This window comes from Paludibaculum fermentans (assembly GCF_051172195.1).
Taxonomy (GTDB): domain Bacteria; phylum Acidobacteriota; class Terriglobia; order Bryobacterales; family Bryobacteraceae; genus Paludibaculum; species Paludibaculum fermentans_A.
Map to the genome: position 1 here is coordinate 1579587 of NZ_JBPJAQ010000002.1, position 14148 is coordinate 1593734.

The 14148-nt window shown below is 61.5% G+C and carries 6 protein-coding genes; 2 read left to right on the plus strand and 4 right to left on the minus strand.

The window, feature by feature from the left end; all coding sequences use genetic code 11:
• Positions 1–531 precede the first annotated feature (531 nt).
• From prsR to ACR9Y2_RS32940, 4 genes are all read right to left on the minus strand, one after another.
• Positions 532–1890 carry a PEP-CTERM-box response regulator transcription factor gene (prsR, locus tag ACR9Y2_RS32925; RefSeq protein WP_435046126.1) on the minus strand — a complete coding sequence of 453 codons (1359 nt, stop codon included), beginning with the start codon at positions 1888–1890 and terminating at the stop codon, positions 532–534.
• Positions 1887–3986 (minus strand): XrtA/PEP-CTERM system histidine kinase PrsK, encoded by a 2100-nt coding sequence (prsK, locus tag ACR9Y2_RS32930; RefSeq protein ID WP_435046127.1) that lies wholly within the window; start codon positions 3984–3986, stop codon positions 1887–1889. Before prsK ends, prsR begins: the two co-directional genes overlap by 4 nt.
• Positions 3987–4940 (minus strand): exosortase/archaeosortase family protein, encoded by a 954-nt coding sequence (locus tag ACR9Y2_RS32935; protein WP_435046128.1) that lies wholly within the window; start codon positions 4938–4940, stop codon positions 3987–3989.
• Positions 4941–5235: 295 nt separating this feature from the next.
• Positions 5236–8685 carry a carboxypeptidase regulatory-like domain-containing protein gene (locus tag ACR9Y2_RS32940; RefSeq protein ID WP_435046129.1) on the minus strand — a complete coding sequence of 1150 codons (3450 nt, stop codon included), beginning with the start codon at positions 8683–8685 and terminating at the stop codon, positions 5236–5238.
• A 528-nt stretch (positions 8686–9213) separates the two neighbouring features.
• On the opposite strand from ACR9Y2_RS32940, the gene ACR9Y2_RS32945 reads away from it, so the two are divergent.
• The gene (locus ACR9Y2_RS32945) at positions 9214–9978 is read left to right on the plus strand and encodes an ABC transporter ATP-binding protein (RefSeq protein ID WP_435046130.1); all 765 of its coding nucleotides are present in this window, start codon (positions 9214–9216) and stop codon (positions 9976–9978) included.
• Positions 9975–14108, plus strand: a complete 4134-nt coding sequence (locus ACR9Y2_RS32950; protein ID WP_435046131.1) for an ABC transporter permease — start codon at positions 9975–9977, stop codon at positions 14106–14108. The genes ACR9Y2_RS32945 and ACR9Y2_RS32950 overlap by 4 nt, the downstream gene beginning before the upstream one ends.
• Positions 14109–14148 lie beyond the last annotated feature (40 nt).

The window sequence follows — 14148 nt, forward strand, 5'->3', positions numbered from 1 at the left end:
GCGCTGCCCAGCAGCATCACCGTCGCCGAGTGAAGCGACACTCAGCCTGCGCGTACTTGGACAAGACAACGCTCTTCTCAACATGAACACCATCCAGTTCGATTTGGACAGTATCGAATCCTGTAGATTCGAGTTGTTGTCGCATCCTCACTTTCCCGTGACTCCAGAGGCATCCATCGAACTACAAGCGTTGATCCTCGCGGGCGGCTACCGATAAGGCTAAGCAATTGCTCTGCCACGCCAAAGCCCCTTCCATTTTCTGAGATAGAAGTTGATATCTGGCGGACGCAAGTACCGTGTTATTAATTACTTGATGAAATAGTGAAAATTGAACGTGTGAGCATTCATCGTCAGCGGCAGGTGACTCGACGTATACGATTGTAAGGAATTCCGACGTACCCGGCGGTTGATGGGCGGTGAAGCCCCAGGTAAGCCGATATCAACTAGTTGCTTACGGGCAGGACCAGCGCAATCCCCAGTGTAAGGTAATCCGACGAAAGGCCCTTTGGCGGCAGGGCTTTGCGGCTCTCGTCAACCTTCCCGGCCGATGCCCAGTTTCTCCATCAACTCATACAGGGTCGGCCGGCTGATGCCGAGTTCCAGGGCGGCCGAGGTGATTTTGCCGTTGTGCCGGCGGAGCGCGTCCTGGATCAGCTCCCGCTCCACGCTTTCCCTGGCTTCCTTGAGGGTTTGCGGGGGCAGGGCGCTGAGCGTATCAGTCAGTTCCAGGTCCCTGGCTGTGACCCGCTTGCCGTCCGCCATGATGACGGCTCGCCTTACGCGGTTCTGGAGTTCGCGGACATTGCCCGGCCAGCGGTGGGCGCCCAGGGCTCGCAACGCGTCGGGGGCGAAGGTCAGGCTTGGCTTTGCGTGCTCCACGGCATAGTTGTGCAGGAACGCCTTGGCCACCATGACCATATCGTCTCCGCGTTCACGGAGGGGCGGCACCCTGACCACAACTACCGCCAGACGGAAATACAGGTCTTCCCGGAACTTGCCGCTGGTGGTCAGTTCCTGCAGGTTGCGGTTGGTGGCTGCGATGATGCGGGCATCACTCGGGATCTCCTGCCGCCCGCCGACCCGCTGGAAACACTTCTCCTGCAGGAAGCGCAGCAGCTTCACCTGGACCAGGGCCGGCAGTTCGCCAATCTCGTCAAGAAAGAGAGTGCCTCCGGCGGCAGACTCGATATGCCCTTTGCGTTGAGCTTGAGCGCCGGTGAAGGCGCCTTTCTCGTAACCGAAGAGCTCGCTCTCTAGCAGGTGCTCAGGGATTGCGCTGCAATTGATGGCAACGAATGGGCCCGCGCCCTGTGCGCTGCGGCGATGCAGTGCCTGGGCCACCACTTCCTTGCCGGTGCCGTTCTCGCCCAGAATCAGGACGGGCGCGCTGGTGGGGGCGACTTTGCGGACGAAGTCGAAGACCGCCTGCATTTGCGGACTTGCTCCGAGCATGTCTTCGAAGACTTCGGCGTTCGCCCCATGTTGGATCTCGCGGTACTCTTTTTCGAGATCCGCCAGATAGACGCAGCGCCGCAGCACCAGGGCCAACTCGTCCAGATCCACCGGTTTGCACAGAAAATCGTAGGCGCCGGCGCCGACCGCCCGCAAGGCGTTCTGCTTGTCGCCCTGGCCGGAGACGATGATGACCTTGGCCAACGGGTCCTGGGAGAGAATCGCGGACAGGACGGCGAGCCCCTCCTCGGGATCATTCGGGCGAGGGGGGAGTCCGAGGTCCAACAGGGTCACCGCCGGTCCAATGCTGCTGAATGCGGCCAGTGCGCTGGCTCGGTCGCCTGCCAGGTGAACATCATATTCATTGGCCAGCGCCCACTTCATCTGGGTCCGGATGTCTACGTCGTCCTCGACGATCAACAGCTTGCTTTTCGTCATGCTCCATCCTCAACGGGCAGGCTCACACGAAATGTTGTGCCCTTGCCCGTTTCACTTTCCACCCGGATGCTGCCGCCGTGCGCCTCGATGATCATCCGGGCCTGAAACATCCCGATCCCCAGCCCCTTCTGCTTTGTACTCTGGAACGGCCGGAACAGGGAGTCCCTGACGAATTCGGGGCTCATTCCGCAGCCGTTGTCGACGACGGTCAGGACAACGTTGCCGCCTGCCTTCTCCGTGCGGATCTGGATGCGGCCCCCTGAGCTGAGGGCATCCCGTGCGTTGAGTAAGAGGTTGGTCACGACGCTTCGGATTTGATCGCGGTCAGCCAGCACGAGGGGCAGCGGCCCCAACTCCCTGGTCAACTCGATATTCGGCATCGCTTCCAGCCGGTCCAGAACTTCACTCACCAGTTGGTTCACATCTGCTTCCACGGGCTTCAATTGAGGCCGTTGCCGCAAGTCTGTCAGCCGTCCGATCATCCCGTCAATCCGGCGTGCTGTATTGCCGATGCCGCGAAGGGCATCCGCGCGAAATTCGGGGTCGTCGAAATGAACCGGCAGATTCTTCAGCATCAGGTTCAGCGACGACGCTGCATTCTTCAGGTCATGGACAAAAAAGGCGGACATGGTGCGGAAGGCCTCCAGTTCCCTGGAACGCGCCACCTCGTTGGCCAGCCGCAGGTTGAGCAGCACCGAAGTCACCTGGTCCGCCATGCATTGCAGCAGGCTGAGCTGTTCGATGGTATAGGTCGCGCCGTTCACCCGGTCGGCGAGAATGAAGGCGCCCAGGCAGCGTGCCCCGGCCCGCAGCGGTACGCACCACCGATCGCCGCCGTTTGGAAAGGTCGTAGGATTCAGCCGTCTCAGTTCGTCCGCCCACGGTTCTTCGATGCCCTCCAGGTCGAAAGGCGAGGAACCGGCCAGAAGCCCAGAGGGACCCGGAGCAGCCGCCACACCCGGGGTGCCCAGTTCTGTTTGCGGGGCGGTCGAGCCGCAGGCGGTGAGTTTCTCAGTCTGCTCGTCAACCAGCCAGATCGACACTGACAACACTTCGAAGGTTTCGGAGACCATGCTGACAGACACCGAGCACAGGCCGGCCTGATCTTTGACGTTGCCCAGGCGCCGGGAGAACTCTGTCCAGATCCTGACGGAGTCGTGCTGGGCCCTCGCGAAATGACGGTTGACGAAGCTGTGTACGCGCTGGCGCAGCCGGTCAGACAGCAGTAGCAGGGCCAGTCCGGCCATGCCGAGCAGCACGACAAAGATCTGGAGCTGGAAACTCTCCTCACCGCCAAATTCCTTGATGATGTTGGCCAGGATCCCGACGATGAAGAGATAGGCGCCGGTCATCAGGACGGTTACGGAGGATCCAAGGACGGCCTGCGACGGGTAAACATCGATCTCGGCGACACCGCTGCGCAGATAAGCCAGCACGAGGAGGCCGCAGCCGATCAGGAAGGCGATGGACTCCACCGCGGACCAATTCACGTCATAGATGGAGTAGAGCAGACCCTGGCTGCGCGCATACAGCCGGGCGCCGAAGATCAGCCCCAGGCCCAATACGACGAACTTGATCCGCCACCTCATGGTTCCGACCGCCGACCGGAATGTCTGTTCCAGATTCGTCAGGATCCAGACGTGCGCGATCAGCAGGATTCCATTCAGAACCTTGGCCATGACGCCCAGGTGCAGCAAGGGCGGCTCTCCCGGTTGTCCGGTCGACATAATATCGATGAGTTGCTGCCGGTAGCCGAGCGACAGACCGATGGGCAGCAGCACCGTGATCGCCAGCGGGAGGCTCAAGCGTTTCAGCGAGGTCCGGAAGTCGCCGCGGGAGTAGGCCAGGCTGAAACCCAGCCAGGCCGCCGGGACAAACGACTTGATGATCAACCCCAGTGTGAGTGCCTGCAGCGTGTCGGAAAGCACGGAGGTCCGCAGGGCCAGGCCTGAGACGTAACTGTCCAGGCTGAGCGCCACCATTCCGGCCGCAAAGCACCATCTGGCGAACGATCGCCTGGAAGGGACAAGACTGGCCGCAGCCAGCAACAGGCCCAAGATGGAAGCCACAAACGGCAGAAACGGGAAAAATGCCACTTAGCCGCCGCCTCGCAGAATCCGCCTTTGTTCCTGGTGCCGGAGCCACCACAGGACGAGTGTGAACGGAATCAGGGAGAGCGCAAAGAAGAGGGGGCCGCCCTTGTGGTGGATGGGGCTGTTGATCATATGGGGCCCGACATGAACGCAGAGCAGGCCGATGACCAGGATCCGGAAGCCGTTGCGGAGAATGCCCAGGGGGATGACGAAGGCGACGAGGACAAGACGGCGCCAGGGGCTTCTCAAGAAGAGATGGGAGGCGATGAGGCTGGTGATGAACAGGACCAAACTTGAGCGGATGCCGCTGCACTCCTGCGCGACCTGCAGCGCGATCCCAGGCAATTCGAAGACCATGCCCTGGCGGAATACAGGGGTGCCTGTCAACCGGAAATAGAAAGCGGCGGCATCAGCCGAGGCGAGTGCGGAAGCCTTTTCCAACCCATCGACCACCGCATCCGGCAGAGGGACCATGAAAATCAGGAAGGCGGCGGGGAAGGCGTTTGCCACCATCCACCTCCAGCCGAGGAACAGGAAGCCGCCCGCGGCGAGGAAACCGACAAAGGCCAATGTCAGCAAAGCCAGCCCATCATTCAAACTGAGGTTGCTCCGCCAGCCGATGCCTGCGAACAGGGCCGCGGCTGCCAGGGAGCCGGCCACACCCGCACCAAAGAATGAGGTGCTCAGCGGCGCCAGCGGTTGTCCTTTCTGTATGGAAAGGAGATAGGCGGCGATGAACGGCACCAGCAGGATATGCGAGTGCAGCTCGCTTTGCGCGGCGTGCACCAACAGTTGGGTAATCGGGAGCAGGAATAGAACCGTCAGGACAGCAATGTATCCGGCGTACCCGCGAATGCGTGTCCGCTGCGGACCGGGGTGACTCCACCAGGCAGCCCACCCATCACCACTCTGGCCGAAGGCCGACCCCTCCACAGAATGTCCCTCTTCTAATGCCATCGACTATGCCGGATTCTGCAGGGGCTTCCTCCGACCAAAGAGGCTGGTTTTCACCCATTACCACCCATGCGAAAATCGCCTCAACACTACCACAGCAGACATGTTCTGTGAAGGCCTAGTACTCCCATCACCCATTTAATCGGCAATATTCACTCATATTGGTGAATTGATAGAGGAGCCGGGCCAGGGTGCGGGCCTAAATGCGGATCGCGCTCCACCGGATGCTTCCGCCGCTACGCAGCGACGGCCTCACCCGGCGGAGCGCGAACTCCAGCCATCACGGATTCGTGTCTGACTAGAAGAAGAACCGCAGGGACAATTGCAGGTTCCGGACGTCACCCGTCTTGCCCGTTACCTTGCCAAACGAGGAACTGGTCGGGTCGAAATTGGCGCCGCCCAGGTTGGGATGGTTGAAGGCGTTGAACGCTTCGGCCCGGAACTGGAGACCGGTCTTCTCGGTCACGGTAAACCGCTTGAACAGACCGATATTCCAATTCTGCAAACCAGGATTGTGAATGATGTTTCGCACCTGTTGGGTGGTGTTGAAGGTTCCGGCCGCTGGTGCGGTGAAGATGGGTGAACCATCCGGGTTATTCACGGCAAACCACTGCTTTGGATCGTTGGAACCGTTCGCCGCAAACTGCCCAATCACCGAGGGAGAACCGTTCATGTTCCAGAACTGGCCGGCGCAGGACATGCTGCCGTCCTGGCCGACACCGGCGTAGTCGTTGCTCTTGGCCACGCTGCAGGGCGTACCGGTTTGGAACTGGGCGATTCCGCTCAACTGCCAGCCGCCCAGCATTTTGCCGCTGAGCTTCGATTGGTCGCGGAAGAACGGCAGTTCGTAGAGGTAATTCACGATCAGGATATGGGTGACGTCGAAGTCGGAGAGGCCCCAAAGGTTGTGGGCGTCGTAGGTGTCGGGAATGATGTCCCGCTGTGCCGAGCCGTCGTCCATGCTCTTGGAGTAGGTGTAAGCCGCACCGAACGAGAAGCCGTTGGCGAATCGCCGGTTCCAGCTTAACTGCAGCGAGTTGTACATCGAGCTCGCCACGTTGTCCGATTCGCGGATCGAGTTATAGCCTGCGTAGGGGCGCAGCGCATCCAGGTTCACACCCGGATTCGCCAGGACGGTTGCCACGGTCGGCTGGTTGATGTTCGCCTCCCGTTGAAGGTGCAGGCCGCGACGGCCCACATAGCCCACCGAGACAACCGACTTCCAGAAGAAGTCCCGTTCCACTGTGAAGTTCCATTCCCAAGACTCGGGATTCTTGAAAGCCTTGCTCTGTGTCGTCACCGTCAGGGGCAGGGAATTGGCCTGTGTCCCGCCGGGGTTGTCCACGCTGCCAAACGAAACGTTGGCGGTGGGCTGGAAGGGCGGGTTGCCGCCCAGGAAGATGGAATCGCTGACGCCCAGCTTGGTGAAGAACCGGCCCGCGCCGGCACGCACCACGGTCTTCGGGTTCAGGGAGTAAGCAATACCGACGCGCGGTTGCCACTGGTTCCAGCGGGTGTCCGAGTAGTGGTTGGACGACACGCCATTGCGGAACAGGTAGTTGTACTGCGGATCCGTCGCTTCCGGGAAGCGTCCGGACGCTGAATCCGGCCAGCCGTTGCCGGGGATCACCATGCCGTTGTAGCGGTCGCCGGAGCCGGGCACCACGGCGCCTGTCTTCGGATCCACCTTCACGGCCTGGGCCGGATCATAGAGGGACGGATCGAACACGATCATGTTGCCCCACTCGGCATGGAACGGGACCACCACGGTGTAGCGCATGCCCAGGTCGATGGTCAGCTTCTGATTCACCTTCCAGCGGTCCTGCGCAAACCCCTCGTACATGTTGCCGCGGAAGATGGTGTACGCCCGCTGGCCCAGTTCGGAATAGGTGTCGAACAAACCCAGGGCGGCATTCGCCGCGGCGTTGCCGGAGGTGGGCTGGCCCGATCGCGTATCGGTGAAGCTGAACTGGCCGTTCTGGTTGTTCGTGCAGGTCGGGCAGGCGCTCACGTTGATTTCATCGTTGTCGTTCTCGCCCGAGCGCTCAAAAGAGAACCCGAACTTGAGGGTGTGATTCCCCTTGATCCAGGTGAAGCTGTCGGACAGCGTGTAGATGGGGCCGGTGGAATGCGAAGGATACGGCCCGCCGCTGACGCCGCTGAAGCCGGTCATATTCACAGTGGGAATGCGTGTCGGAATCAGTTTGCCCTGCGGAAAGATGTACGGATAATTGATCCCGATCGTCGTCCTGTCGAGGAAGTTGGCGGTATCCACCGGGATGTAGACGTCATCCAGGCTGACCGTGGCCAGGAACTCGTTCACCATGGTGGGGCTGAGCGTCCACACATGGCTCAACGAATTGGTCTGGTTCGGCCGGTTGAAGTATTTCGGAGTAAAGGGTGTGCCGCCATCCAGAGGTTGATATTCATTGAAGCTGTAGTTCATTCTGCGGAACTGGATGCGCTGCGTATCTGTGATGTTCATGTCGGCGGCGAGTGTGTCCTTGCGCTGATCCTGGGGGTGTGGCAGGGCCGCATACCAGAACTGGTTGGTGTTGATCGGCACCACCAGGTTGGGTTTCGGGAACTCGCTCAGAATGCCCACGCCGCTGGGGCTTAGCCGGTTCGTGGGGATTACATTGTTGGGGAACGGATTGCCCGTGGTGGGGTCCTTGATCTGCACTACCTTGCCGTAATAGACGTTGCTGGGGTTGAGCAATTCGCTGAAGTCGCCCTGTCTCATCGCCAGGGACGGCACCGTCATTGAGTTAGTGTCCAGATAGCGATTGCGGACCCACTCCTGGCCCCAATACCAGAAGAACTTATTCTTGTCCTTATTGAACTTCCCCGGGATATAGAAAGGTCCTCCTACGTTGTAGCCAAACTGGTTATAGTGGAACGGCGGAACGAAGTCCTGGCCCAGGGTATTGTTCCTGGTCCACGTATTCGCATTGAACGCGGTGTTGCGCAAATACTCATAACCGGCGCCGTGGAATTCATTGGTGCCGCTCTTGGTCAGGATGCGGATCTGTCCGCCGGAAGAGCGTCCATATTCCGCTGCGTAATTGGAAGTGAGGATCTGGATCTCGGACGTGGAATCGACATCCGCGGAGCCCAGGCTGGTGCCGTTCGAGCGCGTGCGGACGGCGGGCGCTCCATCGAACGTGATGAGGCTGTCCTGCGTGCGCGCGCCGTTGATATTGTTCGGCCCCTGGCTGAATGAAAACGACAGGGAGGAGAGGTTTCCGCCCCTCGTGCCCGGCACCAGATTCGCCATGAAAATGGGATTCCGGCCGTTCAACTCGAGACTGTCGATCTGCTGCCGCGTGACGACTTTCTGTACCGCGGCCGACTCAGTTTGCAGCGCCGCGGAGTTGGCGGTCACGACCACCGATTCGTTCGCCGCGCCAACCGTCAATGTCATGTCCAGCGCCAGTGCGGCACTCGGATCCAGCTTGTTGCCACTGCTATCGTACTTCTTGAATCCGGTCGCCGTCACCGACACCCGGTAGAAGCCGGGCGGGATGTTGGTGATGACATATCGTCCAGACTCGTTCGTGGTAGATTGCCGTTCCAGGCCCGTCTCATTGTTGACGGTTACCTTGGCATTGGGAATGGTCGCTCCTGATGGATCACGGACGTACCCCTGGATTGAGCCCAGGTCAGATTGCCCATACGCGGGCACACACAAGAAGGCGGCAGCAGCCCACACGGCTGCAGCCCCCGCTACAAAGCGGAAACGGCTCATTTCGTCTTCTCCTGATGTAAGGGTTGAGACCCTATTGATAATTAAAACCCAGAGGCTATCATTGTGGTCCAGGATTAATGAACATTTAGATACCGATCTATAGATAAGCGATTAAGAGCTATGCCAAAAGATCGCTAATAGCGCTTGTATTTAACAGATCGAAGGAGTGGCGAAGATTATGGAAATACCGCTTTCTCTTTTCTGCGAAGATCTGGTGATTATGATTGTTGAAAAGTCAAGAGCGCGGAGGCGGGTGGAAGCAATAGCGGACTCATGGCTGAACGTGAGACAGGCTGTCGAATGATTCGTCAGCGAAATTCCATGTCAGCAGGCGGCTAAATACAGTCAGTAGGTGATTGACCGGAGGGCACCGCTTCAAGGGGATTCGTTCAGTGAAGGCCGGGCAGGGGGATTCACCGCGAAGGTCTGGCGAAGCTCGAGCGCGCGGTGGGGGAGAGGCGCAATCCGGCGAGTGTTTCTTCGGTGTAGTACGGAACCAAGGGCGGTAGACCGGCGTCTATTCGCCCAATGCTGGAAATCCGCAATCTCACCAAGCGCTACTCGGGCGTGCCTGTCGTTAACGGCGTCAGCTTCCAGATTCGTCCAGGCGAAATCCTGGGCTACCTCGGTCCGAATGGCGCAGGTAAGAGCACCACGGTCAAGATGCTGATCGGCCTCATCGAACCATCCGAGGGGGAAATCCTGTTCCAGGGCGTGAATGTAGTGCGCGATATGAAGGGATTCCAGCGCCGCATCGGCTATGTGGCGGAAGAGGCCCACCTTTATCCTCACCTCTCAGGCCGTGAGTACCTGTTGCTTTCCGGGCGGCTGCAGGGCATGCGCCGCAATGTCCTGGACGACAAAGCCGACGAACTGCTGCGGCTCTTCGGACTTTGGGAGGATCGGCACTCCTTGCTGGCATCCTATTCGAAGGGCATGCGGCAGAAGATCCTGCTTTCGTCGGCTCTGCTCCACGACCCGGAACTCCTCATCCTGGATGAGCCGTTCTCCGGCCTGGACGTCGGCGCGGCCATGATCCTCCGCAGCCTGCTGCGCGCGCTGGCCGAGCGCCGGAAGATCGTCCTATATAGTTCCCACGTCCTGGAGGTGGTGGAAAAGGTCGCCACTTCCGTGCTCATCCTCAGGAAAGGCGAAGTCGTGGCCCACGATTCCGTGGCGAATCTGCGCCTCCTGATGGCGCAGGCCTCGCTGGAAGGGGTCTTCGCCCAGCTCACCCAGGCGGAAGATACGGACGCCATCGCCAACCGCATCCTGGAGACCGTCGCGCGATGAGCGGCTGGCTGCGCGGCTGGCTGGCCGAGACACACGGCGCGCGCTTCGAACTCGTGCGCCATTTCCTACCGAGGTTCTTCGACAGCGACCTGATGGCGGTCACGGGGGACTGGAGCCGTACCGCTGCCGGGGCCCTGGCCATCCTCGCCTCGAGCTGGATCCTGCTCTTCGTGACGCTGCTCTTCAAATACCGCCAGCTTGCGGAAACCCGGCAACTGGCGCGGATTCCGCTCGAAGTCACGGCCGACCTGAACGCACTCACCTGCCTGGCCGTCTGCCTCACCACTCTACTGGTCGCCGCGCTGTGGCAATCGTTCTATCCCAGCCTCCGCGACTGCCTGGCCCTGGCCGGACGCCCGGTCAGCTTCGCGGACATCTTCGTCGCCAAATTCTCGGCTGTGCTCCTTGTCTATGGACTATTCGTGCTGCTGCTCACTTTGCCGGCAGCCGCCGTCCTGAGCCTGGTCACTGGTGCGGCCGTCGGGAGCAGCTTCTCCTTCATGGCTTCGGCCTGCACCGTCGCGTTCTTTGCGCCGGTCGCCCTGCAGGGTGCCCTGTTGAATGTAATGCCCGCGCGGATCTTTGAGCGGCTCATGATCTGGTTGCAGGCCGCGTTGGCCGCGACTGCGATCGCCGGATTCCCCCTGGCTGCCGGAGCGGCAGGCGCGATCCTGGGGGCACTGCGTTTCTCCGGCCGCGATCTGCAGCTGGCTGCTGCCGCGGCACCTGTCCTGGCCGTGCTGATTTATCTCATCAGCTTCCAACGCTATCGCCGCCTGCTGCTGGAAGCGCCCACATCGAAAACCCCTGGACCGTTTGACCTGCTGTCTCGCTTCTTGGAACTCCTGGTCCCGGACCCGCGTGCGCAGGCGGCACTCTTCTTCATCTGCAAGACGCTTTACCGCAGCCGTATTCACCGGCTGGCCGCCATTGTATATGCGGCTGTCGCAGTGGCCTGGACCGTGAAGTCCGCCGCCGATGTGGCCGATGCTTCCGGGTCGGACAAGGGGATGGGTGGGATGGTGCTGACTGCCTGCGCCCTGACGCTCGTCCTGTTTCTCCTCGCCGGTCTGCGCCATCTCTTCTCCCTGCCTGCGGATCTTCGCTCGAACTGGATCTTCCAACTGACAGAGCGGGAGGGCCGCCGCGCCTGGATGAACGCAGTGGAGCGTTTCGTCCTGGCCTGCGTGGCCGTTCCCATCGCCATCGGCTCTATGACGTTCCTGGTTCGATCCGAGGGCTTGTTCACGGCTGTCGCCTGGCCGGTGGTCATGGGCCTGCTGGCCGCCGCGGTCTTTGAGTTCCTCTTCCGCGACTGGCGCAAGATGCCGTTTACCTGCTCTTACCTGCCCAGCAAGCGGCCCCTGATTCTCACCTGTGCGATCTGCTTGAGCGTGGCGTTGCTGCTGGTGCCCATCACCTGGATCGTCTACCACAGCGCCGTCAATCCCTTCGGGTTCCTGACCTTTCTATCTATCGAAGTCGTGGTCTGGTGGAGCCTGCGCAAGGCCCGTCTCAGCCGCTGGGGCTTGCTTGCCCTCCGCTATGAGGAGCGGTTGGATCCTGAGCTGGAAGCCTTCAGCATGAGCGGCGAAGGAACGAGCCAGGCCCAGGAACAGTTCCATCTCGAATGGGCCGACTACTTGCGTGGAGGCGCGGCCGTACCCATCGTGCGGGAGTTGGCAGAGGGCGAAACGCGTGCCAGCCGGCTGCTGGAATGGCTGGGGGATTTGCCACGGGACCTTCGATTCGGGCTCCGCTCGATGGGCAGGAGCCCCGGCTTCGCGCTCGCCGCGGTACTCACGCTGAGCCTGGGCCTGGGGCTGAACGCGGCCTTCTTCACCGTCTTCAATGCGTTCCTGCTCAAGCCCCTGGCCGTACGGGATCCGGCGAGCCTGGTGTCCTTTGGCTTCGAAACCCGCCAGGGTAGCGAGGTCCACCTGGGCCTGCGCGACATTGAGTCGGTCGCCCAGCATGTGACCGCCTTTTCCGAAGTTGCTGTCAGCACAGTGGAGGGTACGGGCCTGGATGGGCAGGCGGCCCGCGCCGGACTGGTGAGCGGCAATTACTTCTCACTTCTGGGCGCCACCACCGCCCTGGGGCATTCCTTCCAGGCCGGGGAACACGATGCTGTGCTGGTACTCACCCACACCGCTTGGAAGAGCCGCTTCGGCGGCGACCCGGCGGTGCTCGGACGTCGGTTGGCTGTCAACGGCATCCCCTTCGAGGTGATTGGTGTGACCGTTCCGGAATTCACAGGGGCTCCGGTTGGCACTGTGGAGGTGGCCGATCCCAAACTTGCTCGCTATGGGGTGGGCGCGCCCGATTTCTGGATCCCCATTGAGGCCTGGAATCGCGTCTCCGGCCTGCCTGAAGTCCCGGCGCGCGGCGTGGTCGGCCGGCTGCGGCCCGGTATGAGCACACAGCAGGCCCAAGCCATTCTCACTGCCTATGTGCGGCGCCTCACGGCGGACCGTCCGGAATGGCTTCACGTCTCCCGGGCGAGCCTGGATGAGCTCGACATCCCCGTCACCTGGACTGCGCTCACTTACTCCCTGCCACTGCTCATCGCCTTTGGCCTCACCATGCTGATTCCGTGCGCGAATGCAGCCAACCTGATCCTCTCGCGCGCCATGGCGCGGCAGCGTGAGTTCGGCGTACGGCTCTCCCTCGGCGCCGGGCGGGGCCGCCTGGTCCGGCAACTCCTGACTGAGAGCCTGATCACTGCACTCGCCGCTTCGGCTGCCGGCCTGGTGCTGGCGCGGGTGGCCCTTCACTTTCTATTGCAGTTGATCTACGCCACGGCTCCGCCGACGATCCTGTTCCGCATGCGGATCCCGGACATGGTGCTCGACGGGCATGTCTTCTTCTATATGCTGCTGGTGTCGATCCTGACCACTGTGCTGTTCGCGCTGGCGCCGGCGGCGCAGGCCACCCGCCTCGCCGTGGCTTCCGCGCTGAGGGGGGAAGTGGCGGGCCTGCGGGCTTCCCGCCTGCGGGATGTCCTGGTAGTGGGCCAGATCTCGGCCTGCGTGATGCTGCTGGTCACCGCCAGCGTGCTGCTGCGAGGAGTCAGGCAGATGACGCAGATTGAGCGGGGCTATACGGCCGCGGGTGTCTTCGGCATCGCCAACCAGGGGCTGGACGACGCACGTGCGTTGCTGGAAATTCTTGGCCGCGAACCCTGGCTGGAAACCGTGGCCGTCATGGGCCGCCCCTTGAATGACCTGGACAGCATTCAGGTGCGCGATGCCGGGCGATCGGGCTCGCAGCGCGTCTATATGAATCGCGTCTCCAGCGAGGGGTTCCGGTTGCTGCGCATGTCCATCGTGCGGGGGCGCGGCTACACACAGCAGGAGGCGGAGAACCGCGCCCCCGTGGCGGTGGTCAGCGAAATGGCTGCCCGTCAATTGTGGCCTGGTGAGGATCCTCTCGGCAAAACCATCCTCATCGAGCACGAGCAGTCGGACAATGTGCGGCTCCCTCCATTCCAGCAGGCCACGGTCATCGGCATCAGCGGCGATTTTGTTTCCAAGGTACGAGACGCCGGAGCCCGCGCCTGCATTCATTTTCCCGATGTTCTGCGGACCGGGACCATGGTAGTCGTCAGGGGCCGTGGACCGGCCGATGAGACGAGACGGCAACTGGCGACGGCGCTCGGCCGGGCGCCCGGCTCCACGCATGGCGCTCGTGTCGTGGCTCTGCAGGAGACCCTCGATTGGGAGACTTATCCACAGCAGGCGGCCTCGTGGTTGTCCGGGCTATTGGGCCTGCTCGCCTTGCTGCTCTCCGTTTCCGGGCTCTACGGGGTGATGTCTTATCTCGTCAGCCAGCGGACGCGCGAGATCGGGATCCGCATGGCACTGGGCGCGACCACGGGACAGGTCGCCTTCTTCATCCTCCGCTATTCCACCCGCATGGCTGCCGCTGGACTGCTGTGCGGCGCAATCCTTGCCGCCGGAGCACTCCGCTATGCCGCCTCCGAATGGGATCTGGCGATTCGCCTCGACGACTTCGCGGCCTATTCCGCCAGTATGGGGCTGATGATTCTGGCCATTTTGCTGGCCTCTCTTGGTCCGGCGGACAGGGCCTGCCGTGTCGACCCGCAGGAGGTTTTGCGACTGGAATAAACCCCATCCGCCAGACTGGTGAACGGAAGGCGGCGGCCAC

What these genes read in the sequence shown, in the direction of transcription:
- ACR9Y2_RS32945 (WP_435046130.1), top strand. Translation starts at nt 9,214, where the DNA reads ATGCTGGAAATCCGCAATCTCACCAAGCGCTACTCGGGCGTGCCTGTC.
- ACR9Y2_RS32950 (WP_435046131.1), top strand. Translation starts at nt 9,975, where the DNA reads ATGAGCGGCTGGCTGCGCGGCTGGCTGGCCGAGACACACGGCGCGCGC.
- ACR9Y2_RS32940 (WP_435046129.1), bottom strand. Translation starts at nt 8,685, where the DNA reads ATGAGCCGTTTCCGCTTTGTAGCGGGGGCTGCAGCCGTGTGGGCTGCT.
- ACR9Y2_RS32935 (WP_435046128.1), bottom strand. Translation starts at nt 4,940, where the DNA reads ATGGCATTAGAAGAGGGACATTCTGTGGAGGGGTCGGCCTTCGGCCAG.
- prsR (WP_435046126.1), bottom strand. Translation starts at nt 1,890, where the DNA reads ATGACGAAAAGCAAGCTGTTGATCGTCGAGGACGACGTAGACATCCGG.